The sequence below is a fragment of the Allobosea sp. 2KB_26 genome (assembly GCF_052115715.1).
Taxonomy (GTDB): domain Bacteria; phylum Pseudomonadota; class Alphaproteobacteria; order Rhizobiales; family Beijerinckiaceae; genus Allobosea.
Window position 1 is genome coordinate 161511 of the sequence record NZ_JBFRHE010000007.1, and the last position, 24522, is coordinate 186032.

The window sequence follows — 24522 nt, forward strand, 5'->3', positions numbered from 1 at the left end:
GCGCAACGCGGTGCTGATCCAGCTGTTCGCCGGAAGGCTGAACGGGGCGGCGCACCGCCATTCCTGCCGAGGCTGCGTGCTCGGTATGAGATGATGCTGCCCGGATCCGGCAGGGGCGAATGCCGTGCGCCTCGGGACCGGGCGCAGGGCACGCCGCCGCCCTTGCCAGTCAGCCCGTCCGCACTGGGGGAGAAATCAGCCTAAGCAGGCTTGCGTGCGGAAATCAGGAAGCGGTTTTGAGCCGCACGCTCGAGGCGCTGGAAGAGCGGCATGAAGCGGCCCTGGGCGTGGTGGATCGGGCCAAGGTCCCGGTCGACGATGATGTCCTCGAAGCCCGCCTGCCTCAGCAATTCGGCTACGGCATCGGGGCGGCACCCGTCAGAAAAATAGACGCGCGACAGGATGCTCGCATGGGTATCCGCATAGGGCGGGGGAGGCGGCACATTCCTGCTCAGGCGTTTGGCAAGTCGTGCGAGCCATTTGATCAGCCGCCTGTCCGGAGGGGTGTTGATGGTGTCCGCATCGATGATCGCGACGCGCCCGCCGGGCTTGAGAACCCTGTGCCATTCGGCGAAAGCGGCCGGCGGGTCGGGCAGCGTCCAGACGAGATGCCGCGTGACCACTGCGTCATAACTGTCCGAGGGCTCCAGTGTATTCTCGGCATCGCCGAGGAAGAGCTTGATTGGTCCCTTGCCCGAGACCTTGGCGCGGGCGCGCGCCAGCATGGCCTCGGAGAGGTCGAGGCCTGTCACTGAAAAGCCGAGTTCCGACAGCAGCAGCGAGATCACCCCGGTGCCGCAGGCCAGGTCGAGCGCCCGGCGCCCCTGATCGGTGCCAAGGTGCCGCGACAGAAGCGCGAGCCATGCGCGCCGTTCTTCCAGGGAAAAGATCTCGTGGCCCGGCGTCGTATCGAATGTCTCTGACCTGATGGACCAATAGTCCCGGATTTCATCCTTCAGGTTGCGATTTGCGATCGTGGTCGACATCGATCATTCGCCTTGTCTTGGTCCGTTTCCGACACCTTTCACCACGCTGCGCCGCATCTCACAAGTCTTTCCGTCGGTTTGTGCTGACAAGTTTTGTGGATGATCGGCCCGTTCTTCACTTTAGAATTGGTTTAATCAAGTAGATTGGACGTATTCTAAAAGATATGCCTTGACCGACCTTGTGTCATTTCATACGAGCCGCCCAGCTCAGACGAGGTTTAGGTGGTGGCATGATGGCATTGCTTCACAAGGTTATTAAAGCAGCCACTCTGACCATTGGCCTCATCGCATCGACGTTGCCTGCCTTGGCGGAGAAGGTCAGCGTCACGGATGTTCTCGGCCGCGCGGTCGAGGTCAACGCGCCAGTCGAACGCGTGATCCTTGGCGAAGGGCGGCAGATGTACTTCGTCGCCGCGCTCGACAGGGACGATCCGTTCAAGCGTGTCGTCGGCTGGCGCGACGATCTGCCGAAAGCCGACCCCGACAGTTACAAGGCCTATCTCGCCCGCTATCCCGCCATTGCCAAACTGCCGAATTTCGGCGGCATGAAGGAGGGCGCATTCGACGTCGAGCAGGCGATCGCGCTGAAGCCGGACGTTCTCTTCCTGAATGTCGAGGCGAAGATCGCCAGCGACGAGGCCAAGCTGGTCGAAAAGCTCGCCTCCGTCGGCATTCCCGTCGTCTATGTCGATTTCCGCGAGAAACCCTTCCAGAACACCGAACCCTCCATGCGAGTGATCGGCAAGCTCTTCGGCAAGGAGGCGCTTGCGGAGGATTTCATCAGGTTCCGGGCCGAGCAGATCTCGCTGGTGACGGACCGTCTTGCCAAGGCTACGGCGTTGAAGCGCCCGGTCGTGATGATCGAGCGCGCCGGGGGCTATTCCGACGATTGCTGCATGTCATTCGGGAACGAGAATTTCGGCAAGATGGTCGAGATCGCCGGGGGCAAGAATTTTGCGGGCGACCTGATCCCCGGGACCTTCGGTACGGTCAATGCCGAGGCAGTCGTGGCCGCCAATCCCGATGTCGTCATCGTCACCGGCGGCAATTGGGAGGCCTATGTCCCGGGTGGGGCCTGGGTCGGCCTTGGCCCCGGCGTCGACCTGATCGAGGCGCGCCGCAAGCTCACGGCGCTGTCGCGCCGCCCCGCCTTCGCCCAGACCGCTGCCGTCAAGAACGGCCGCGTCCATGGCATCTGGCACCAGTTCTACAACAGCCCCTACCAGTTCGTCGCGATCCAGGAGATTGCGAAGTGGCTGCATCCCGACCTGTTTGGGGATGTCGATGCCGATGCCACGCTGAAGACGCTGCATGAGCGCTTTCTGCCCCTGCCTTATCAGCCCGGCTACTGGGTGACCGTCGGGGGCAAGGGGTGAGCGAGATCGGCATGAGCGGCGCTGCTGCCGAGGTGGCGCGAGAGGATGGAGGGCGATCGAGCTATCGCGCCCTGAACGCGCGCCGGCGCATGATCCTCGCCGGACTTTTCCTGCTGCTGCTGCTGAGCTTCATCGCCGACCTGATGATCGGCCCGGCCCGCTATGCGGCGTCCGATGTCGTGCGCGCGCTGGTAATGCCGGACAGCGTCCCGGTGGCCGTGCGCGTCGTGATCTGGGACATCCGCTTGCCGGTGGCGTTGATGGCGGTCGTGACCGGAGCATCGCTGGCCATGGCGGGCGCCCAGATGCAGACGATCCTGAACAATCCGCTCGCAAGCCCGTTTACGCTCGGGATATCGGCCGCCGCCAGTTTTGGTGCGGCGCTCGCACTCGTGTTCGGCGTCGCGATCCTGCCGTTCGCCGTCGATTACATCGTGCCGCTGAACGCGTTCATCGCGGCGATGGGGGCTGCCATGCTGATCCATGTGCTCAGCCAGTCCCGCGGCGTGACGACCGAGACTGTGATCCTGCTCGGCATCGCCCTGGTCTTCACCTTCAACGCCTTGCTCGCATTGCTGCAGTTCTTCGCCTCCGAGCAGGCGCTTGGCGCTGTCGTCTTCTGGATGATGGGGAGCCTGACGAAGGCAAGCTGGAACAAGCTTGCGATCACCAGTGCCGTAGTTGTCCTGTGCGTGCCCTTCTTCATGCGCCGCGCCTGGGCCCTCACCACGCTGCGTCTCGGTGACGAGAAGGCGGCAAGCTTCGGCATCGATGTCAGGCGGCTGCGGCTGGAGATCATGCTGCTGGTCAGCCTGCTGGCGGCCGTGCCCGTGTCCTTCGTCGGCACGATCGGCTTCATCGGCCTCGTCGGCCCGCATATCGCTCGCATGGTGATCGGCGAGGACCAGCGCTTCTTCCTGCCGGCGTCCGCGCTTGCCGGCGCCGCCATCCTCTCGGCCTCTTCGGTCGTCAGCAAGTCGCTGATACCGGGCCTCATCTTCCCGATCAGCATCGTAACGGCGCTCATCGGCGTGCCGTTCTTCTTCAGCTTGATCCTGACCAATCGGAAGCGGTCATGGTAGTTGGCCTACAGCTTCGCGATGTCGGCGTCCGCTACGGCCGCAAGGTCGTCCTGAGCGAAGTGACCACGCCGCTGCTCAGCGGCGGGGAGGTCATTGCTGTGATCGGCCCGAACGCGGCCGGCAAGTCGAGCCTCTTTCGACGGATTGCCGGCCTTGTGCCAGGGCCGGGCGAGGTCAGCATTTCCGGCGAGAGCTCCGTGCCCGGGCGCCGCACGCCGTTGTCCTGCTACCTGCCGCAGGATACGGCGGTCAACGCAGTGCTCACGGTTTACGAATCGATCCTGCTCGCCTTCAAGCAGGGCGGGACATGGTCGGTCAGCGATGACGAGCTCAAGCGGATCGATCGCGTGCTGCGCGATCTCGAGATCGAAGATCTCGCCTTCAGGGGGCTTGGGGAACTCAGCGGCGGCCAGCGTCAGCTGGTTTCGATCGCCCAGACGCTGGCGCGCGAACCGGACATCCTCCTGCTCGACGAGCCGACGAGCGCGCTCGATCTGCATCGCCAGTTCGAGGTGCTATCGCTCGTGCGTCGACTGGCGCGCGACCGCGGCATGTGCGTCCTGATCTCGATCCACGATCTCAATCAGGCGTTGCGCGTCGCCGACAGGGTCCTTGTCCTGGCGAAGACGCGCCTGGTCGCGATCGGTGCGCCGCGCGAGATCGTGACGCCGTCGCTGCTGGGCGAGGTCTATGGCGTCAGGGCGCGCGTCGAAGGCCTGTCGAGCGGTGAGCCCTATGTCGTCGTCGAGGGCTCCACGCGCCACGCCGCATAAGGATCGGTCGTCCAGACCGGCAACGTCGTGCCCTCCTGACGCCTTGCGGCCTGGGCAAGTTCCTGTCTGTGCGGAATCCTGCGCTGGCTGCATGGCGCGATCGGGCCCCATGCTCCTCACCGGGTTGCCGCCCGGGCCGTTTGGTCTGATGTCGTGATGCGCGTTTGCGCAGAGACCGATCCGAGCGATCGGCCGTGCGACGGCATGGGCAGGAAAGAGCCAGGAGCAGGATATGACCGATCAGCAGAACACCGCCGAGATCTGGCGGTTGGCGGATGCCAAAAGTCCGGCTTTCTTCGAGCTTAGCGATCGCGTCTGGGCCATGCCCGAACTGAATTATCAGGAGGAGCGTTCGGCCGCCGAACACGCCGCGATGCTCGAGAAGGAAGGCTTCCGTGTCGAGAAGGGCGTCGCCGGTCTTCCGACGGCACTGATCGGCGAGTCGGGCGAGGACGGTCCCGTCATTGCGATCCTCGGCGAATATGACGCGCTGCCCGGACTGAGCCAGGAGGCCGGCGTCGCCGAGCAACGCCCGATCATGTCGGGGGGCAATGGCCATGGCTGCGGCCACAACATGCTCGGTTCGGCCTCGTTGCTTGCCGCGACCGCCGTCAAGGACTGGCTGGCTGCGAACGGCATCAAGGGACGCGTGCGCTATTACGGCTGCCCCGCCGAGGAGGGCGGCTCGTCCAAGGGCTTCATGGTGCGCGCCGGGCTCTTTGACGATGTCGATGTCGCGATCTGCTGGCATCCCTCCTCATTCACCGGTGTCAGCAAGGCGATCTCGCTTGCCTGTGTCGAGGTCGAGTTTACCTTCCGGGGCCGCGCATCCCATGCGGCTGCCTCGCCGCATCTCGGTCGCAGTGCGCTCGATGCGGTCGAGTTGATGAATATCGGCGTCAACTACATGCGCGAGCACATGCCGAGCGATGCGCGTGTGCATTACGCGATCATCGATGCCGGCGGCATCGCGCCGAATGTCGTGCAGGCACAGGCGACGGTGCGTCATTTGATCCGCGCCCGGACGCTCAGCGAGATGTGGGACCTGGTGCGGCGGGTCAAGGCGATCGCCGATGGCGCTGCTCTGATGACGGAGACTTCAGTCGTTGCGCAGCAATTGTCGGGCGATGCCAACCTCGTCGGCAATCGTCCGCTCGAAGAGGCGATGCACGCGAACCTCATCCGGCTCGGCGGGCCTGGTTTCGATGCCGCTGACCGGGCCTTCGCGGCAGAGTTCCAGAAGACCTTTTCCAAAGAGGATATTCGCGCCTCCTATGGCCGCTTCGGGCTGTCCGTACGGGAGGGTGAAGCACTCAGCGACGATATCTATCCGCTGGACTATGTCGCGGCCCTCTCCGTGGGGTCCACCGATGTTGGAACGGTGAGCTGGGTCGTCCCCACCGTGCAATGCCGCGTTGCCTGCTATGCGGTGGGCACGCCCGGACATTCCTGGCAACTGGTTGCGCAGGGCCTCGCGCCGGCCGCGCATAAGGGGCTTTCGCTTGCGGCCAAGGCTATGGCCGGGGTCGCGGTCGATGTCTTGTCCCAGCCGGCGCTGCTCAAGGCGGCCCAGGCTGACTTCGCTGCGTTCCGCACCGAAAACCCGTTCCAGAACCCGATCACCGACGATATCGAACCGCCGCTCGACATGGCGGCTCACTGAGCGGGGCATCGGGCCACGAGCCGTTTTGGCTCAGCAAGGATCGCCCGGGCCATCGTCCGGGCGATGATGTTCCAAATGGCGCCGGAGCTCCGGATCGACCGGGCGGGCGCTGCCGTGCTCACCAGCATCGTGCGAGGAGTGCTCAGATCTCGGTCGCGTCCAGCCGCCGATAGAGCGGCAGCGCCAGCGGCGCGATCCGGCGCACGATCGCGCGGAACGGTTGGGGCCTTGGCTCGGACAAGGGCAGGCCGAGCGTCTCGATCGCCGTGCCTTGCGTCGCCCTGGCAAGTTCGCGACCGAGCGAGATGGACAGCGCTACGGCTCGGCCATTACATCCGACCCAGGCAAATCCGTCCGGCCCGAGACGGTGGATGCGCGGATAGCCCGGCACCTGCGGCTGGAGCAGATTGTCGGGGGTCATCCCGACATAGCCCGACCAGACATAGTCGAACTCGACATCGCCGAGCAGCGGCCAGAGTCGTTTCAGCCGCGCCGCAACCTGCGGGCGCAGATTGACACCGCCATCGCCCGGCAGCACTGCGGCGCCGCCGGTGACAAGACGATTGCGGGCGTCCCATCGGGCGAAATAGAGCTCGCGATGGGTGTCCGACATCGCCTGGCGGCCCGGGATGACGGTCTTGGCGATGTTGTCGCTGACCGGCTTTGTCGCCATCTGCCAGGACAGGACAGGGATGACCTCGCTGGCGATCTCGGGGGCCAGATCGCGCTCGAACTCGCCGGTATAGGCATTGGTCGCCAGCACGAGCGCGCGAGCGATGACCGAGCCGCGCGCGGTCTTGACGGTCCAGCGGCCATTGGCATGGCTCATCGATGTGGCGGGCGACCGCGCATAGATGGTTGTGCCGAGCTTCAGCGCGACCTCGGCCAGTCCGCGGGTGAGAGCGAGCGGATTGATATGACCGCCGCTGCGGTTCCAGAAGCCGCCGAACCAGGCATCCGAGCCGAGCATCTCCGCCGCCGCGGCGCGATCGAGCAGCTCGACCGGCGCCCCGATCGCCGACCATTCGCGCACCCGCTTCTCGGCGAGCTTGAAGCGGCCCGGCGAATGGACTGGCTGGATCCAGCCGGCCTGTTCGGCCTCTGCCGGGATGTCGTATTTCCGCACGAGGTCGAACAGGTACTGAGCGCTGTCGCGCAGCACCGCGTTGAAGCGTTCGCCGGCTTCGCCATGGCGTTTCACCATCGCGGAGGGATCGTGGCCGGCTAGCGTCGGAATGACCTGGCCATTGTTGCGCCCCGAGGCGCCCCAGCCGGGCTCGGCTGCTTCCACGATCGTAACGTCGACGCCGCGCTCGCGCAGATGGATCGCAGTCGAGAGGCCGGTGAAGCCGGCACCAATCACCACGACATCGGTCTGGACATCCCCTTCGAGCGCGCTGAGTACAGGCCCAGGCCGGGCGGTGGCGGCCCAGAGAGAGGGAGGCCAGGCGACGGAGGGCGGAGCAGTCATCGGCGGCGATCTTTCGCAAGGCGGGCTGGTCAAAGCCCGTTTGGCAGGAGCTTGCGCATACTTGCCGCCATGACCGCCCGCTCGCAAGTAGGTTGGTTCCAGCGATTTGCTCTGAGGAGAACAGTTTTCTATTTTTCTGGGCGATGACGAATGGAATCTACCAAATTTAGGCTTTCTCGCTCGGGTTGTTGAAAATACTATTCTCCGGACGCTATGTGTGCCGCGCAGCCGGGGCTGCTGGAATCGTCATCTCGAAGTGGTTGCGCCCCTCTGTTCGTTCGGATGAACTCTGCTTCCGTTGGGTTCTTGTTCAAAGGGGGCGTCATGTCGCTCAAGCACATTCTCGGTCTCGATCATGTCGTCGTGACCGTCCGCGATCTCGATGCTTCTGCCCGGCAATGGGAGCGCCTCGGTTTCACGGTCTCTCCGCGTGGCACCCATTCGCCTATCCTGGGCACCGGCAACTACACGATCATGTTCGGAGAGGACTATCTCGAGCTGCTCGGCGTGCTGACCGAGACGGATCAGAACAAGCCGACCCGGGACTATCTGAAGAACCGGGAAGGGCTGGAGCGCGCTGCCTTCACCACGGATGATGCTGCCGCTGGCGCAGCCGAACTCAAGAGCCGTGGCCTCGACGCCCTGGGGCCCGTGCATTTCGGTCGCCCGGTGGATCTGCCGAATGGCGGGACGGGCGAAGCGAAGTTCAATGTCTTCCGTTGGCCGCTGAACGAGAGTCCCGGCGGGCTGCGCATCTTTGCCTGCCAGCATCTGACGCGCGACACGGTCTGGATCCCTGAGCTCCAGAAACATGCCAACGGCGCAAGCCGCATCGTCCGGGTCGAGGTCCTCGCGGCAGATCCGAAGGCGGCCGCCGGGCATCTCAGCCGTTTGATCGACGAGCCTGCACGTCCGCAGGATGACGGCTGGCTGGTGCCGTCGGGCGGCAAGCGGGCCGATTTCCTGTTCTATGATGCGGCCGGTTTTGCGCGGCGCTATCCTGATGCGGTGCGGATCGGTGCGGCTCCCGCCGGCGCAACCGCGATCGTCCTGGCGAGTGCCGATCTCGAAGGCCCTGCCAAGGCGCTCGGCCCGCTCGCGGTGCGCCATGGCAGCGCCGTCAGCGTACCGGCCGACTCCGCCAATGGCGTGATCGTCAGCTTCGTATCGTGACGGAAGCCTTGGCTTCCCTTTGAGAACAGCCTGATGACCGGATCATCGTGAATGCCGGTCCTGCCCTTATCGAACACCGGACCCAGGAGGTCTCCATGGACATGACCCGCCGCGCCGCGCTGCTGACAAGCGCTGCCATCGCTTCCAACGTGCTGTTTCCGATGCGCTCCTTCGCCCAGGAGACGCCGCGCAAGGGCGGGGTCTTCACCGTCCATTACGGCGCTGAGCAGCGCCAGCTGAACCCGAGCCTGCAGGCCTCGACCGGCGTCTACATCATCGGCGGCAAGATCCAGGAACAATTGGTCGATCTCGACGCCACCGGCCAGCCGGTCGGTGTGCTCGCCGAGAGCTGGGAGGCTGCGCCCGACGGCAAGACGATCACGTTCAAGCTGCGGCCGGGCGTGACCTGGCATGACGGCAAGCCGTTCACCTCCGCAGACGTGCAGTTCACTGCGATGGAGATGTGGAAGAAGATCCTCAACTACGGCACCACGCTGCAGCTCTTCCTTACCGCCGTCGATACGCCCGACCCGTTGACGGCGGTGTTCCGCTACGAGCGCCCGATGCCGCTCAACCTGTTGCTGCGCGCGCTACCCGATCTCGGCTACATCTCGCCGCGCCATCTCTACGAAGGCAAGGGCGACATCCGCCAGAACCCGGTCAATCTCGCACCAGTCGGCACGGGGCCGTTCAAGTTCGCGCAGTACGAGCGGGGCCAGCACATCATTGCCGACCGCAACCCGAACTACTGGCGCGCCAACGCCCCCTATCTCGATCGCGTCGTCTGGCGTGTGGTCACCGATCGCGCTGCCGCAGCCGCCCAGATGGAAGCCGGACAGATCCACTACAGCCCGTTCTCGGGCCTGACGATCTCGGATTCCGCCCGTCTCGGCAAGGATCCGCGCTTCATCGTTTCGACCAAGGGCAACGAGGGCAACGCCCGCACGAACACGATCGAGTTCAATTTCCGCCGCAAGGAACTCGCAGATATCCGGGTCAGGCGCGCCATCGCGCATGCGCTCGACATCCCGTTCTTCATCGAGAATTTCCTCGGCGATTTCGCCAAGCTCGGCACAGGTCCGGTCCCCTCCGTCTCGACCGATTTCTATCCGGCCGATAACGGCCCGCAATATCCCTTCGACAAGGCACTCGCCACGAAGCTGCTTGACGAAGCCGGGTTCAAGGCCGGCGCCGGCGGGACGCGCTTCTCGGTGCGCCTGCTGCCGGCTCCATGGGGCGAGGACATCACGCTCTTTGCAACCTTCATCCAGCAGTCGCTCGCCAATGTCGGCATCAAGGTCGAGATCGTGCGCAACGATGGGGGCGGCTACCTGAAGCAGGTCTATGACGACCACGCCTTCGACCTGGCTACGGGCTGGCATCAGTACCGCAATGATCCTGCGGTCTCGACGACGGTGTGGTATCGCTCTGGGCAGCCCAAGGGTGCGCCATGGACCAATCAATGGGACTGGACCGATCCGACGATCGACAAGATCATCGACGACGCGGCGACCGAGGTGGATCCGGCGAAGCGCAAGGCGCTCTATGGCGACTTCGTGCGGCGCGCCAACACCGAGCTGCCGATCTGGACGCCGATCGAGCAGATCTTCCTGACGGTGATCAACGCCAAGGCCCGCAACCATTCCAACACGCCGCGCTGGGGCTCGAGCTCCTGGCACGATCTTTGGTTGGCGGAGTGACGCGTCCACCAGCCTCCGCAGTCGAAACCGGCCAGTTCCCATGCGCGTATTAGCTCTTGCGGGGCGGCGTCTCGCCGCCTCGATTCCGACCCTGATCCTGATCCTGATCGGGGTGTTCCTGCTGCTGCAATTCGCGCCGGGCGATACGGTCGATGCAATGATGGCGCAAATGGGCGGAGGCGATGCCGCCACCGCCCGCCACCTACGCGAGTTCTACGGGCTCGATCTCTCGGTCTGGGCCCAGCTCGGCAATTATCTCTGGCGGTTGGTCAGGCTCGATCTTGGCTTCTCGGCGATCTACGGCAAGCCGGTCGTGACCGTGATTGCCGAGCGGCTGCCGGCGACGATCCTGCTAATGAGCGCCTCGCTGTCCTTCGCCTTCTTCTTCGGACTGATCTTCGGGGTGATCGCGGCGCGCGGCGTCAACAGATGGCCCGATACCCTGATCTCGACGCTCGGGCTGATCTTCTACGCCATGCCGACCTTCTGGTTCGGGCTGATGGCGATCGTCGTGTTCTCGATCTACCTGCAATGGCTGCCGGCCGGAGGTTTCGAGGATATCACAGTCAGCCTGACCGGGCTGGCCCGCACGCTCGACATCGCCAAGCACCTCATCCTGCCGACCCTGACGCTCGGCCTGTTCTACATGGCGATCTATCTGCGCATCATGCGCGGCTCCATGCTCGAGGTGCTCAACCTCGATTTCGTCCGCACGGCGCGGGCCAAGGGCATGGATGAGACGCGGGTGGTGGTGCGGCACGTCCTGCGCAATGCGCTGCTGCCGATGGTGACGCTGATCGGCCTGCAGGCCGGTACGATGCTGGGCGGTTCTGTGGTGGTGGAGAGCGTGTTCTCGCTGCCGGGGCTTGGGCGGCTTGCCTATGAATCGGTCGTGCAGCGCGATCTCAACACCTTGCTCGGCATCATCTTCGTCTCGGCGCTGCTGGTCATCGCGGTCAATTTCATCGTCGACCTGCTTTATGCCCGGCTCGATCCGCGCATCACGGCGGGAGCCTGAGCCATGGAGTTCGCAAAGCTCTATTTCCGCAGTCCCTCGGCCGTCATCGGCCTGCTGCTGTTCATCCTCGTCCTGGCCATGGCGGCGACGGCTGACTGGCTCTATCCGCGGGATCCGCTGGCGCTCGCCGGGCGGCCGCTGATCTGGCCCTTCAGCAATCCGCGCTTCCTGCTCGGGACCGACAATTCCGGCCGCGACATCGCCGCGCAAATCTTTCATGGCGCACGCATTTCGCTGCTGATCGGTCTGGTCGCGACCTTCATCTCGGTCATGATCGGCATCACGATCGGCGCCTTCGCCGGCTATTACGGCAGCTGGGTCGACACCGTACTGATGCGCGTGACCGAGGCCTTCCAGACATTGCCGAACTTTTTGCTGCTGCTGGTGCTCGTCGCGGTGTTCGGCTCGACCATCACCACGGTGACGGTCGCCATCGGCATCGTTTCATGGCCGGCTTCGGCGCGACTGACGCGCGCCGAGTTCCTGTCTCTGCGCAACCGCGAGTTCGTGCAGGCAGGCCGCACGCTCGGGCTGAAGGACATCAAGCTGATCTTCGGCGAGATCCTGCCGAACGCATTACCGCCGGTGATCGTCTATGCCAGCGTCGTAATGGCGGTCGCGATCCTGCTTGAGAGCGCGCTCGCCTTCCTGAAGCTCTCCGATCCGAATGTTGCCTCCTGGGGCAACCTGATCGGGGCAGGGCGCGATGTGCTGCGCGTGCAGTGGTATGTCTCGGCCATTCCCGGCATCGCGATCCTCGTCACCGTGCTCGCCGTCTCGCTGGTCGGGCAGGGGCTCAATGACGCTCTCAATCCGAGGCTGAAGAGCCGATGACCCCGATCCTTGTCCTCGACGATGTCAGCGTGAAGCTGCCGGCCGGCGCCGACCGGTCGCACGCCATGGCGAATGTGTCGCTCTCCCTGGCGGCCAATGAGATCCTCTGCGTCGTCGGCGAATCCGGCTCCGGCAAGTCGATGACGGCCAATGCCATCATGCGGCTGCTGCCGGGCGGGGTCGCGATCGACGGTGGGCGCATCCTCTTCGAGGGCCGCAACCTTGCCGATGTAAGCGAGGCCGAGATGCGCAAGGTGCGCGGCGCCGGCATCGCGATGATCTTCCAGGAGCCGATGACCGCGCTGAATCCCTTGCGCAGCATTGGCGACCAGATTGGCGAGATGTTCGAGATCCATACGGATCTGCTGGCTGGCGAGATCAGGACGCGGGTCCTTGCCCTGCTCGACGAGGTCCGGATTCCCGATCCGGCTTCGGCGATCAAGGCTTATCCCCATGAACTCTCGGGCGGCCAGCGCCAGCGCGCCATGATCGCCATGGCACTCGCACTCGATCCCAGGGTGCTGATCGCCGACGAGCCGACGACTGCGCTCGACGTCACCACCCAGGCGCAGATCCTCGAACTCATTCGCGACCTGCAGCGGCGCAAGGGCACGGCCGTTCTGTTCATCACCCATGATTTCGGTGTCGTTGCCGAAATCGCCGACCGCGTCGCGGTGATGAGCCAGGGCCGCGTCGTCGAGGAGGGCACGGCGAGCGCGGTGCTGGGCAATCCCCGGCACGCTTACACGAAGCAACTGATCGCAGCAGTGCCGCCACTGAAGGCTCCACCTCCGCGCCCGCTCTCCAGCGATCCGATCCTGACCATCGAGCATGTCTCGAAGACCTATCGCACTGGTGGCTTCTTCGGTCGCGGCCAGCGTGTCACCCATGCGGTCAAGGATGTTTCGCTGGTGCTGCCCAAGGGCGGCACGCTCGGCATCGTCGGCGAGTCCGGTTCCGGCAAGTCGACATTGGCGCGCTGCCTCGTACGCCTGATCGATCCCGAGAGCGGCGAGATCCGCCTGAATGGCCGCGACCTCGCCTGTCTGACCCGCGAGCAGATGCGGGCCGAGACGCGCCATATCCAGATGGTGTTCCAGGATCCGTTTGCCTCGCTCAACCCGCGCCGCAAGGCGGGGGAAGCGGTCGCGCAAGGACTCGTCGTTCACGGCATGCCGCGAGCGCAGGCATTGGCGCGCGCCAAGGAACTCTTTGGCCTCGTTGGTCTCGACCCCGCCGCAACCGAGCGCTATCCGCACGAGTTCTCGGGCGGCCAGCGCCAGCGGATCGGGCTTGCCCGGGCATTGGCTTTGGAGCCGGATGTACTGGTGGCGGACGAGCCCGTCTCCGCGCTCGACGTATCGGTACAGGCGCAGGTGCTTAAGCTGCTGGCGGAACTGCGCCAGCGCCTCGGCCTGTCAATCGTCTTCATCACCCATGACCTGCGCGTGGCAGCGCAGGTCTGTGATCTTGTCGCTGTCATGAAGAGCGGAGAGGTGGTGGAGGCCGGGCCCATCGGCGCGGTCTTCGGCGATCCGCAGCACCCCTATACCCAAGCGCTGCTCGCCTCGATTCCCGGGCGCGAGTTCGGGCTGGAGCGGGTGGCCGAGCAGCAGGAGGGCTGACCTTTTCAGACGCCTGTCGTGCCCCTTCGCCCGTACGCGTGAGGGGTGGCCATTTTCCGGCTTGAACAGCATAAACTGGTTCTATATTGGTATCGTACCAGAGGGTGTTGATCGCGCTGAACGCGCGAAGCGGGAGCACGCGGAACAGTGGCAGGCGAGGGGTCTCTTTCAGGGTCCGCAGAACGTCCCGCCATCTGTGCCGTTCCGAAGGCATCGGTCGGCTGGCGCATCCTGTCGCAGGTCAGCGACAAGGGTAGTGCCCCTTTCAACGAGGACATGACCGGATCTGCCGGCTCGCATGCCTGGATCATCGATGGGGCGGCCTTTTTCTCGGGCGCTGCCCGAACGGAGCAGCAATCGGAAGGGGCCTGGCTCGCGCAGCGTGTCGATGAGATCCTGCGCTCTAACATGCGCGACGAAGCTCCGCTTTCCGAGATCGCGGCAACTCTCGAGGCGACCGTTACCCGAGATTACGCTGCGCTGGGGGACGGTCAGCCTGAGCGTGTCGGAGGAGAGGGGCCTTCTGCTGTCCTGGGCCTCCTGCGCCTTTCACCCACGGGGCAATCCTGCCGTATCGAGGGCGTGGTGATTGGCGATGTGTCGATCATCATCCGCGATGGCAGGCGCATGGAGCGCTGGACAGACCCTTCGGCAGGCCCGTTCGAGGCCAGGACAATCGCGGCAGCCGGAACCGGCCTGCGGCGTGAAGGTGAGCCGATTTCGGCGCCCGCTCTGGCGCAGATTCACGAGAACCGCCGTTTCCTGAACCGACCGGACGGCTATTGGGCTGTTCACCCCGGGCTTCCGTGGCGCGGGGGCTTGCGTTCCTTCGTCACGACCGTCTCTCCGACGGCGACGGTGCTGCTCGCTTCCGACGGGTTCATGCGCCTTGTCGATGTCTTGAAACGCTATGACGAGGCTGGTCTCATGCAGGCGGTGGTGAGCGACGGCGCGGCCGCGCTTGTCGATGACCTGCGCCGGCTCGAGAGCGGAGATCCACGGACGGAACGGTTCAACCGCGTCAAAATCCACGATGATGCCACGGCGCTCGTCGTGACGCCGGACCTGCCGGCGGCCGAATTCATCCAACAATAACAAACGTTGCATTCAACGAGGGAGAGTAGACATGTTGGCCGGGGTTCTGACCAGATCCATCTTGAGGCGCGCGCTTGGCAAGCTTGCCCTGACGGCTTTCGCCGCCGCGACAGTCCTTGCGGCTCCGGTGCAGGCGGAGGACCTCACCCTGTGGAGCTGGCGCCAGGAAGACAAGGCGGCCTACGCCAAGTTCATCGAGGCGTTCCGCAAGAAACATCCAGACATCAATGTTAAGTTCGAGGCCTTCGAAGCCGCGAACTACCCGACCGTCCTGTCGACCGCTCTTGCCGGCGGCACCGGGCCGGACATTGTGCAGGTGCGTGCTTACGGCACGCTTGGCGTCGGTAAGCCGGACTATCTCGTGCCGCTCGACAAGACGATGGTGCCGGAATTCGAGAATTTCCCCGCGTCGGCGGTGGCGGCAGAGACCATGCGGTCCGATGGCAAGCTTTATGCGGTGCCCTTCGCCTCGCAGACCATGCTGATCATCTACAACAAGGATCTGTTCGAGAAAGCCGGCGTCACGCCGCCTGCGACATGGGACGAGCTCGTTGCCGTTTCGAAGACGCTGAAGGAGAAGGGCATCACCCCCTTCGGCAACGGAACCGCCACCTCGTGGCAGAACGAGACCATCGTCGGCGCCTTGCTCTCCTCCCAGATCGGCAAGCAGTTCGAGCAGGACGTGCTCGCCGGCAAGGCCGACTTCACCGATCCGCGCTTCGTTGGCGCTCTCGCCAAGCTGAACGAGCTGAAGGAGTACTTCGCCCCGAATTTCTCGGGCGTGGATTATGCCGCGTCGCAGCAGTTCTTCGCCGCCGGGCGTGCAGCTATGTTTGCCGGCGGTTCGTTCGAACTCGCCAACTTCCTGCGCCAGAATCCGAAGCTGAAACTGGGGATGTTCGCCTCGCCGGTCGCCAAGGCCGGGGACGAACGGCTGGTCGCGCTCTATTACGATGGCGGCTACGCGATCAACGCCGCGTCGAAGAAGAAGGACGCGGCGCTCAAGTTCCTGCGCTTCCTCGGGACGCCTGAGTTCGGCACGGCCTTCTCGAACGATCTGCAGAACATCTCGCCGATCAAGGGCGTGAAGTTCGAGAACCCGTTGCTGAAGGAGGTGGCGGCGCTCAACGAGCAGGCCATGTCCTACATCATGCTGGTCAACTTCCGCTATCAGGAGCCGACGGGCTCGGTGCTGCTGCAGTCCGGCGTGCAGAAGATGCTCGCGGGCAAGGCGACCCCGGCCGAAGTCGGTGCGGAGGTCACGAAGGGCATCGGGACCTACTACGCTCCTTTCAAGAAGTAAGCTCCGGGGCTGAAGCTCTCATCATGCGCGTGGCCGGCAGAGCCCGACCATGCGCTTGGACAAGCGCGCCGGGCTTTCCCCTGAGCGCTGCTTCAACAGGCCAGGTCTCATGAAGACTGATTATCGAAGCCGCGAAAGGCGCAGGCGCGCGGCCTGGATCGCATTTCTCATCGTGCCCCCGATGGCGATGATGCTGACCTTCGTCGTCTGGCCGCTGCTGGTGGCACTCAGCTCGGCCTTCTATCGCTGGGAGGGGATGGCGCAGGGAGAATTCGTTGGCCTGCAGAACTTCAGCGATGTCCTGTTCGGGGATCATTTCGCAGCGCTGACCTGGCGCGCGTTCCGGCACAATCTCTTCGTCTTCTTCGCGCTTTTCGTGGTGCAGAACACCGCCGGTTTCTTGCTTGCCTGGTTCATCTATCGGGAGCCGTTCGGCTTTCGCTTTCACCGCATCGCGATCTTCATGCCGGTGATCCTGTCCACCGTCCTGGTCGGGTTCCTGTGGAAGCTCTTCCTCGATCCCAATTTCGGACTCATCAATCAGCTTCTCGAGATGATCGGGCTCGGTGGGCTGCGCCAGCCCTGGCTCGGACAGGAGACGACGGCGCTGCCCGCGCTGGTCATGGCCAATGCCTGGCACTGGGTCGGGTTTCCCGCGCTGGTCTATCTGGCCGGAATGCAGCGCATTCCCCGCGAAATCCTGGAAGCGGCCAAGCTCGATGGCTGCAGCGGCTGGCAGATGTTGACCCGCGTCGTCTGGCCACTGGTGGCGCCCTCCACGACCATCACGCTGACGCTGCTGTTCATCGGCGCCTTCAACTGGTTCGAGCTGCCCTACATCATGGCGGGGCTGGACGGCTCGCCCTACGGTTCCACCGATGTGCTGGGGCTCTATTTCTACCGCACAGCCTTCGGCAACCAGAGCGGAGGCCTTCAGGATTTCGGGCACGGCAATGCGCTTGCTGTCTTGATGTTCATGTTCATCGCGGTCGTCGCCACGCTCATCACGCAGTATCTGCGTCGCCGGGAGATCGCGTTGTGACGGCAAAGGCCCAAAGCCCGGATCCACTGTTCCCGCGCAGCAGCCCCGGCAGTCTGATTGCTGCCGCGCTGCTCGTGGGCAACTCGGTCCTGATGCTCTACCCGATCGTGATCATGGTCTTCTCGGCCTTCAAGACGACGGGGGAGATTTTTGACGCACCGTTTTCCATTCCTGATTTCACCTATGTCGCGAACTTCACCCGCATCTGGGGCGAGACAAGCCTGCCGGGCTACTTCATCAATTCGGTGATCATCACCGGCTCGTCCATCGCGCTCATCCTGCTGCTCGGCACGATGGGGGCCTATGCGCTTGCGCGCTACGATTTTCCCGGCAATTCGGCCATCTTCATGTTCTTCCTGGCCGGCCTGATGCTGCCCTTGAAGCTCGCGGTGATTCCGCTCTTCCTGCAGATGCGCGATTTCGGCCTGCTCGACACTCGTTTCGGCCTCATCCTGATCTATACGGCGATGGGCCTGCCCTCGACGATCTTCATCATGACCGGTTTCCTGCGGACGCTGCCGACGGAACTGGAGGAAGCCGCGCGCATCGACGGGGCATCCGAGCCGCGGATCATGCTGTCCATCATGCTGCCGCTATCCGTGCCGCCGATGGTCATCTCCGCGATTCAGAATGCCGTGCCGACCTGGAATGATTTCTTCTTCCCGCTCGTCTTCATCCAGACTGATGCGCGCAAGACCCTGCCTCAGGGTCTTTCGGTGTTCATGGGCGAATATACCACCGACTGGGGCATGCTGTTTGCCGGGCTCACCATTGCCGCCCTGCCATTGACGATCATCTACATCGTGATGTCGCGCCAGTTCATCCGGGGCATGACCGCAGGGGCGGTAAAGTGACACTTCCAGCCAATCAGAAGTTGATACCGCCCGGCAGCCTCGCCGTGTCCTGCCAGGCGCGGGCGGATAACCCCTTGCATGGACCGGTGTTCATGGCGGCGATGGCCCAGGCGGCCGAACAGGGCGGCGCGCTCGCCCTGCGCGCCAATGGCGCTGCCGATATCACGGCGATCCGCGCGGTTAGCACACTGCCGATCATCGGCATTCTCAAGCGCTGGGACGATCGCTTTCCCGTCTACATCACGCCCAATTTCGCCGCTGCCGCGCTGATTGCTGCCGCAGGCGCCGACATCATCGCGCTCGATGCCACCGACAGGCCCCGGGACGGCGAGCCGCTCGGGGCCCTGATCGCGCGCATCCGCGGTGAACTGGGCAAGCCCGTCTTCGCGGATTGCGCGACATTCGAGGACGGCATGCGCGCGGCCCGGCTTGGCGCCGACTACATTGCCACGACCTTGTCCGGCTACACCGATGAAACCGCTGCGTTGAAGGCGACGGGGCCGGATATCGCCCTGATTGCCGCCCTCGCTAGCGCGATCTCGACTCCGATTGTGGCGGAGGGGCGTTTTGAGCGGCCGGAGCAGCTTGATGCGGCCTTCGCCGCAGGTGCCCATGCCGTGGTTGTCGGCACGGCCATCACCAACCCTCGTGAAATCACGCGCCGCTTTGTCTCGCATGCCCGGGCTTGAGCATCGGCGGGGCCTGGGCATCGAGACGGGCGGGACGGCGTCGCGCTGGTGCCTGGTCTCGGCAACTGGCGAGGTGATGGCACGAGGCGACGTGGCGCCGATGACGGGCCATGTCTTCTCCGAGGCGGACCATGAGCGTGTCCGAGGCATCTTTGCGGGGCTCGCGGCGGAGCTCGCAGGCCACGGCCGGCTCAGCGCCATCGTGGCCGGCGTCACGGGCATCGGATCGGCTTCGCCGACGACGGCTCTCTTCGCAAGGATGCTCGCGGATGCCTTCCGATGCGCTGAGACATCCGTGCTCGTCGTGGACGACATGTGGCTCGGTTACCGCGCCCGCTTTGCGCCCGGCGAGGGCATTGTCGTCTATGCCGGGACCGGCTCCATCGGCTACCACCTCACGGCAGGCGGTGAGATCATGCGGGCCGGCGGCTATGGCGTGCTGGTCGACGATGGTGGGGCGGCGACCTGGATCGCGACCGAGGCGTTGCGGTCCGTGCTGCGGCGGGAAGATGAGGAGCCGGGCTCAGGCTGGAGCACGGTGATTGGCCGGGCACTCTCCGAAGCCGTTGGCGGCAGCTCCTGGGAGGCGGCCCGCGTCTACATCTATGGCGGCGACCGCGGCAGCCTGGGGCTTTTGGCCCTTGCAGTAAGCGCAGCCGATGAGGCCGGGGATCCTGAGGCGAGACGGATCTTTGCGGGCGCAGGACGGGAACTCGCCCGTCTTGCTCTGGCGTTGCGCAGGCGTGTCGGCCTCAAGCCGGTGGCCCTGGCCGGCCGTGCGATCGTGCTCTCCCCAGCCATTGCCCGGAGCTTCGCAGCCTCCGTCGCGCCGCCCGTGCTTTTGGCCGATGCCAGCCCCGATGTACCGGCAGTCGCGGCGCGACTGGCCGTTGAGCTTGCTGCGAACCCTGGTCATTGAAAGCCGGGCACAGGGCGTTGAAACCGCGCTATGTGCCCGGTCATCGGCAAGAGCCGGGTTATGTCCTCAGCGGGAACGAACCGGCGCAGAAGACGCTTCGAGCTGCTCGAAGACGAAGGCCGCAAGGTAGCCATAGATCGCGTGGCCAATCAGGCTCATGAGGGAGAGGCGCGGCACGTCGGTGAGAAGGAAGGCCTGACCGGCCAGGGGCGCGAAGAAGCCGAGCGCGATGAAATAGGTGATCACCCCCCAGATCCAACCATCGGCGGGCATGCCGAAACTCTTCACAAAGCGCGTCAGAGCGTAATAGCCGAGCGGGTAGAACAGGAAGCCCGTGAGGAAATGCAACAGCTTCGCGACCGGCGTCGAAATCGTCAGGCCGAGCTGGTGGGAAAACAGCGATTTCACCAGCTCCGGCGGCTCCAGTGGAAACTCCGCGAACCACGCGGTCGGGACGGCCGAGAACAGTTCCCAGAAGCCAAGCCCAGCAAAGCCGCCGAGGGCCAGGTTCGCGATGGTGCGCGCTGATGGAAGGCTGAGCGTCCGGGGCAGGGTGGTGGTGGTCATGGCTGCGATTCCTCTGGTGGCGTTCAGTGGGCGAGCGCGAGCGGCGTCGCCGCGACGGCCAGCGCGGCGGTGCGGGCGGCCGGTCGGTTGCGCAGCAACGCCAGCCGGCGCGCCGCGAAGAGGTTGGAGCCGCCGCGCTTCGTGATGCGTTCCGCGAGAAACGGGGCTGCGCGCTCATGATTGCCCGAGCGGATCAGGCTTTCGATAAAGGCTTGCTCGAAGAGGTCGCGTTGAGCGTGGCTGCCGCCGATTACGACCAGCCCGGTGCGCGCGGCGCCCAGCAGCCTCGCCGCCTCGGTGTAGTCGCCTTCGTGGAAGGCGAGCAGGCCAAAAGCCGCGAGCGCACCTTGATGGGCTGCCTGCCGGCGCTCGCTGCTTCGATGCGCCCGGCTATCCCCAACGAGCGTGCGGGCAATCGCCTCCGCGCCGCTTGCATGCCCGGCGCCGAGCAATGAGAGAGCGTAGTGCAGGTCGGCAAAGACCAGGCGGCCATCGTCGATCCGCCCCTCGGCGAGTGCGGCCAGTTCCTCCCAGCGCGTCCCGACATCGACGCCGGCATATTCGAGCCGGGCAAGCAGCGAGGCGCCATTGGCGATGTCGCGATAATCGTCGGTGGGCTCGCCCCGGATATCGTTGTCATAGAGGCGCAGCACCTCCGCGATCTCACCGCGCTCGAGCCGGAACAGGGCGAGGTGCCAGACGATGTGGAAGCGCAGGTTATTGGCATGGGACCAGTTCCGGGCATTCGCGAGCCAGATGATCCCCTCGTCGGCGCGGCCGGTCATTTCCAGCACATGGGCGACGGCGTGGCGGCCCCAGGCATCGCGCGGCGCCAGGGTCACGGCGCGGCGGCCCGCCCGTTCGGCCTCGGCATAGAAACCCTGTTCTTCGAGTGCGAAGGCGTAGCAGCCATGGATATAGCCGGCGAGCGGGTGGTTCTCAGTGAAACTCGGAGCGACCCGCCGCAGGCAGGCCAGCATCTCGGCTTGATCCCCGAGCATGAAGCGCAGGCCGTGCGAGAGCTTCAGGGCCAGAACATCGAGGGGGTGCGCCTCCAGAATCGCTTCCAGGCGTTCGGCGGCCAGGCGCGGTGCATCGGTCAGCCAGAGGGCCAGCGCCTCGACCAGCATGCGCTCGCGCCGCGTAACGGGACACCGCGTCATGGCGGCATGGGCCTTGGCGAGGCAGTCGCGCGCCGCTCCGAGCAATTCGGACCTGGCAAGCGAAAGCAGCATCAGGCCCTTGGCTGCATGAGCCTGGACGAAATCCGGATCCGCTTCCAGCGCGCGGGCGAGATGCTCGGGCGTCGCGGCAGCATGGGCCAGCACAGCTTCGAGCGTGTCGTTCCAGGCGAGGCATGCAGCGTCATTCGCGACAGTGACGCGCTCGCCTGAGAGATCGTGATACATGAGGCCACTCCGTTCGAGCCCTTGAAAGGCATCTCCGGGGAGTTCGCTGGCGAGCGATCAAGCGGCGATCAACTCGCTTCACGGACCCGTGTTGGCAGGCGGTGCTTGGGCGCTTCCGTCTCGTCTGGCCGTTGCGGTTCGGCCTTCGCTGGCGCGGCAGGACCGGCCCAGGGTGTGCTCTTGAACCAGCCGACGAGAACCGCGACGCCGAGGATCGCTGCAAAGCCGACGAGATTGAGCAGTGCCATGCTCAACTCGGTCCGGCCCAGCATATCGGCTGCGGTGGCAGCGAGCCTTGCCAGCACGACGCTGGCAAGGAAGGCGGCGAGCGATTGCCGTCCGATCAGGATGAGCAAGTGGCCAACGCCCTGATCCAGATTCCGGCGCCAGGGGTCGAGCAGGCTGAGTACGAGATAGGCCAGTGCCAGGAAATGCAGCACGCGCAGGATGTGCAGATTGCTCTTCTCGCTGGTGGGGAGGATCAGGTCGCGTAGCGCCTGCGCCGCCGGCCAGTGCTCCAGGAAGCCCCAGAAGGAGAACGGGACGGAAAGGAGCAGGAAGGCGCCGGCGGCGAGCATCAGTCTGTGCTCGCCAAGCCGCGGTACCGGCACCCATTTCATGCCGATGAAGAACCCGATGAAGAAGATGAGCTGCCAGGCGAAGGGGTTCAGGAACCAGCCGGCGCCGTTCCAGGGATTTCCGGGAAGGTTGAGGTCGATCGCCCAGGCGAGCCCATAGAGCAGCGCCACCATCAGGAAGGGCAAGGCAGCATTGATCCGGTGCAGCGCCATGACGACTGGAACCAGGGCCAGGATCACCAGATACATCGGCAGGATATCGAGATAATCCGGCTGCCAGGTCAGCGTCGCGAGGCCGAGCAGTGCGCTGTCCGGGGAGCTCAGGAGCGGCGCGAACTGGGACGCGAGCACGCCAAGGCCGAAACTGTGATCGAGCAGCGCGGCGAGCGCGATCAGCGCCAGAACGAGTCCGAGCTGCGCCCAATAGACCTGCCAGATGCGCAGCATGATGCGCGCGGTTCCAAGCCACAGGCCGCGGCGAACAAAGATGCTGCCGAAGGCGAGTGCGCTGGCGACGCCGGAACAAAAGACGAAGAGTTCGGCGCCTGACGAGAAGCCGAAGCGAGCAGGGATGAAGGCGTTCCAGCTGTTCTGCGGCCAATGCGCGACGAAGATGATCAGCATTGTCAGGCCGCGGAAGAAGTCGAGCCGTTCATCGCGCGGGCGCTTGCCTGCCCTCTGTTGAAGCGTGCTCATCAGAAGGCTCCTTCGTAGCTGACTGCATCGATCCTGCAGGCGAGCACCGTGAAACCACTGCGCTGGAATGCGGCGCGCGCCTCGCGCCTGAGGCTGTCCGGGTTTGAGATCGTGCTGCCGTGGCCGCCCACCGCGTTGGCAATCGCCGCGAAATCGGTGCCGCCAAAGTCGACTGCGGCGCGGGCCAGGCCAAGCTGGCGCTGCTTCAGTGCAATCAGGCCGAGACTCTCATCGACAAGGACGACGAGGACGACCGGAAGCGCCAGATCGCGCAGGGTTGCGAGCTCGCCCAGAACCATTTCGAGGCCGGCATCGCCGACGAAGCAAAGAGTGGGCTGCCCCGTGCCGAGCGCCGCGCCAGTCGCCAGAGGCAGCGCGCAGCCCATCGTGCAGAGCCCGGTCGACTGCAGCAGGCGGCGCGGCCCGTCGCAGCACCACATCTGGCTGAGCAGAATCCGATGCGCTCCGGAATCGGCGGTGACGATGGTTTTCGACGGCGCGACCTCGCGCAGGATGTCGAAGACGGCGTGGGGACCCCAGTTCGATGGTGGAGCGAAGGCCTCCCTCAGCGCCGCGCGAATGACGGCCGGGCGCCCGTCCGGCCAGGTACCCTCCAGCATCGCTTCCTGGCCGAGTTGCTTCAGGATCGTGGCGACATGACCTTCGAGAAGCAGTGTCGCGCTATGCATGCCGTGGTGGACATCCTCGGCGACGATGTCGATCACGCGTTTGCCCGGCGGCCAGGGATTGCGCCAGCCCTGGCGCATTTCGATCGGGTCGTAGCCGGCGAGCACGATGAGGTCGGCCTCGTCCAGCAGCGGCCGCACCAGCGCATCGGCCCTCGGCGATAATCCGACTCCGCCGATCACGCGCGGATCGCATTCCGGCACCAAGCCCTTGGCCTTGTAGGTAGTGAGCAGCGGGGCGCCGATCCGGGCGAGGAACAGGTCGAGTGCGGCGGCGGAGCCTTCGTTGACAAGGTCGAGCCCGGCAATGACCAGCGGCCTCTTCGCGGTCGCGATCATCTCGCGTGCGAGACCGAGATCGGTGGGGGCGCGGCTGCCGGGAGGCTTTACGATCTGGACTGTGCGCTGCGCCGTCTTCGCCTCGGCGACCGTTATTGGCAGATCGATATGGACGGGGCCGGGGCGGCCGCTCCTGGCGATGGCGAGAGCCTTCTGCACCACCAGATCCTCGGTGCCCTGCGCGGCGCGAAAGCTCGCCTTCACCAGCGGTCGCAGCACGGCCTGATGGTCGAAGATCTGATGCGTGTAGCTTTCAGCCAGGGCATGATCGACGCAGCCGGTGATGAAGATCAGAGGGACGCGATCCTGCCGGGCATTGGCAACGACATTGACCGCATTGGCGACGCCGGGCCCGAGTGTCGCGACCAGAACCGGCAAGGCGCCTGTCGCATGCCACAGCCCTTCGGCCATGAAACCCGCCGCATTCTCGTGCTTGGCGAGCAGGAAGCGGATGCCGGCACGTTCCAGTGCATCGACCAGCGCCAGAACCTCGCCGCCGGGAATGCCAAAGGCGTGTGTCGCGCCTGCGGCGGCAAGCTGTTGCGCCACGAGATCGGCGCCGCGCACACATGCCGCTTCCGCCGTTTTCGGCATCGTCTCGGTTAGGCTTGTATCCTGGCGCATGGTGTCTCCCTCGGTATCGG

The 24522-nt window shown here is 64.9% G+C and carries 21 protein-coding genes; 15 read left to right on the plus strand and 6 right to left on the minus strand.

What is annotated here, in order from left to right:
• Positions 1-200 precede the first annotated feature (200 nt).
• A complete protein-coding gene (locus tag AB4099_RS19845; protein ID WP_441479319.1) occupies positions 201-986 on the minus strand; it encodes a class I SAM-dependent methyltransferase in 786 nt (261 codons plus the stop codon).
• A 233-nt stretch (positions 987-1219) separates the two neighbouring features.
• Here AB4099_RS19845 and AB4099_RS19850 point away from each other — a divergent pair, with 233 nt between their 5' ends.
• The 4 genes from AB4099_RS19850 to AB4099_RS19865 all read left to right on the plus strand — a co-directional run bounded on the left by AB4099_RS19850 (position 1220) and on the right by AB4099_RS19865 (position 5880).
• Positions 1220-2362, plus strand: a complete 1143-nt coding sequence (locus tag AB4099_RS19850) for an ABC transporter substrate-binding protein (RefSeq protein ID WP_441479320.1) — start codon at positions 1220-1222, stop codon at positions 2360-2362.
• A gap of 11 nt (positions 2363-2373) precedes the next feature.
• Positions 2374-3444 carry a FecCD family ABC transporter permease gene (locus tag AB4099_RS19855; protein WP_441479321.1) on the plus strand — a complete coding sequence of 357 codons (1071 nt, stop codon included), beginning with the start codon at positions 2374-2376 and terminating at the stop codon, positions 3442-3444.
• Positions 3438-4217: an ABC transporter ATP-binding protein gene (locus AB4099_RS19860; RefSeq protein ID WP_441479322.1), complete on the plus strand. Its 780-nt coding sequence runs from the start codon at positions 3438-3440 to the stop codon at positions 4215-4217. Before AB4099_RS19855 ends, AB4099_RS19860 begins: the two co-directional genes overlap by 7 nt.
• Positions 4218-4449: 232 nt before the next feature.
• Complete coding sequence (locus AB4099_RS19865; protein WP_441479323.1) at positions 4450-5880, plus strand: M20 family metallopeptidase; 1431 nt, start codon at positions 4450-4452, stop codon at positions 5878-5880.
• Positions 5881-6022: 142 nt separating this feature from the next.
• Here AB4099_RS19865 and AB4099_RS19870 read toward each other — a convergent pair whose 3' ends face one another.
• On the minus strand, positions 6023-7351 hold the full coding sequence (locus AB4099_RS19870; RefSeq protein WP_441479324.1) for an NAD(P)/FAD-dependent oxidoreductase: 1329 nt from the start codon (positions 7349-7351) through the stop codon (positions 6023-6025).
• Between the two features lie 324 nt (positions 7352-7675).
• Here AB4099_RS19870 and AB4099_RS19875 point away from each other — a divergent pair, with 324 nt between their 5' ends.
• The 11 genes from AB4099_RS19875 to AB4099_RS19925 all read left to right on the plus strand — a co-directional run bounded on the left by AB4099_RS19875 (position 7676) and on the right by AB4099_RS19925 (position 19603).
• On the plus strand, positions 7676-8524 hold the full coding sequence (locus tag AB4099_RS19875) for a VOC family protein (protein ID WP_441479325.1): 849 nt from the start codon (positions 7676-7678) through the stop codon (positions 8522-8524).
• Between the two features lie 95 nt (positions 8525-8619).
• A complete protein-coding gene (locus tag AB4099_RS19880; RefSeq protein WP_113515849.1) occupies positions 8620-10224 on the plus strand; it encodes an ABC transporter substrate-binding protein in 1605 nt (534 codons plus the stop codon).
• Between the two features lie 40 nt (positions 10225-10264).
• Positions 10265-11242: an ABC transporter permease gene (locus tag AB4099_RS19885; protein ID WP_113515850.1), complete on the plus strand. Its 978-nt coding sequence runs from the start codon at positions 10265-10267 to the stop codon at positions 11240-11242.
• Positions 11243-11245: 3 nt separating this feature from the next.
• On the plus strand, positions 11246-12076 hold the full coding sequence (locus AB4099_RS19890) for an ABC transporter permease (protein ID WP_113515851.1): 831 nt from the start codon (positions 11246-11248) through the stop codon (positions 12074-12076).
• A complete protein-coding gene (locus AB4099_RS19895; RefSeq protein ID WP_113515852.1) occupies positions 12073-13701 on the plus strand; it encodes an ABC transporter ATP-binding protein in 1629 nt (542 codons plus the stop codon). Before AB4099_RS19890 ends, AB4099_RS19895 begins: the two co-directional genes overlap by 4 nt.
• A gap of 276 nt (positions 13702-13977) precedes the next feature.
• Positions 13978-14796, plus strand: a complete 819-nt coding sequence (locus AB4099_RS19900) for a hypothetical protein (RefSeq protein ID WP_441479326.1) — start codon at positions 13978-13980, stop codon at positions 14794-14796.
• A 31-nt stretch (positions 14797-14827) separates the two neighbouring features.
• Positions 14828-16099, plus strand: a complete 1272-nt coding sequence (locus tag AB4099_RS19905; RefSeq protein ID WP_113515854.1) for an extracellular solute-binding protein — start codon at positions 14828-14830, stop codon at positions 16097-16099.
• A 109-nt stretch (positions 16100-16208) separates the two neighbouring features.
• Positions 16209-17141: a carbohydrate ABC transporter permease gene (locus tag AB4099_RS19910; RefSeq protein ID WP_113515952.1), complete on the plus strand. Its 933-nt coding sequence runs from the start codon at positions 16209-16211 to the stop codon at positions 17139-17141.
• Entirely contained in the window at positions 17138-17995 is an 858-nt protein-coding gene (locus AB4099_RS19915; RefSeq protein WP_441479327.1) for a carbohydrate ABC transporter permease, read from the plus strand. Before AB4099_RS19910 ends, AB4099_RS19915 begins: the two co-directional genes overlap by 4 nt.
• Complete coding sequence (locus AB4099_RS19920) at positions 17992-18684, plus strand: N-acetylmannosamine-6-phosphate 2-epimerase (RefSeq protein WP_441479328.1); 693 nt, start codon at positions 17992-17994, stop codon at positions 18682-18684. Before AB4099_RS19915 ends, AB4099_RS19920 begins: the two co-directional genes overlap by 4 nt.
• Positions 18671-19603 carry a BadF/BadG/BcrA/BcrD ATPase family protein gene (locus AB4099_RS19925; protein WP_441479329.1) on the plus strand — a complete coding sequence of 311 codons (933 nt, stop codon included), beginning with the start codon at positions 18671-18673 and terminating at the stop codon, positions 19601-19603. Before AB4099_RS19920 ends, AB4099_RS19925 begins: the two co-directional genes overlap by 14 nt.
• 66 nt (positions 19604-19669) lie before the next feature.
• On the opposite strand, the gene AB4099_RS19930 is transcribed toward AB4099_RS19925, so the two are convergent.
• The 4 genes from AB4099_RS19930 to AB4099_RS19945 all read right to left on the minus strand — a co-directional run bounded on the left by AB4099_RS19930 (position 19670) and on the right by AB4099_RS19945 (position 24502).
• Positions 19670-20170 carry a hypothetical protein gene (locus AB4099_RS19930; RefSeq protein WP_441479330.1) on the minus strand — a complete coding sequence of 167 codons (501 nt, stop codon included), beginning with the start codon at positions 20168-20170 and terminating at the stop codon, positions 19670-19672.
• 23 nt (positions 20171-20193) lie between these two features.
• A complete protein-coding gene (locus AB4099_RS19935) occupies positions 20194-21579 on the minus strand; it encodes a tetratricopeptide repeat protein (RefSeq protein ID WP_441479331.1) in 1386 nt (461 codons plus the stop codon).
• Between the two features lie 68 nt (positions 21580-21647).
• Positions 21648-22853: an OpgC family protein gene (locus AB4099_RS19940; RefSeq protein ID WP_441479332.1), complete on the minus strand. Its 1206-nt coding sequence runs from the start codon at positions 22851-22853 to the stop codon at positions 21648-21650.
• The gene (locus AB4099_RS19945) at positions 22853-24502 is read right to left on the minus strand and encodes a thiamine pyrophosphate-binding protein (protein ID WP_441479333.1); all 1650 of its coding nucleotides are present in this window, start codon (positions 24500-24502) and stop codon (positions 22853-22855) included. The genes AB4099_RS19940 and AB4099_RS19945 overlap by 1 nt, the downstream gene beginning before the upstream one ends.
• Between the last annotated feature and the right edge of the window lie 20 nt (positions 24503-24522).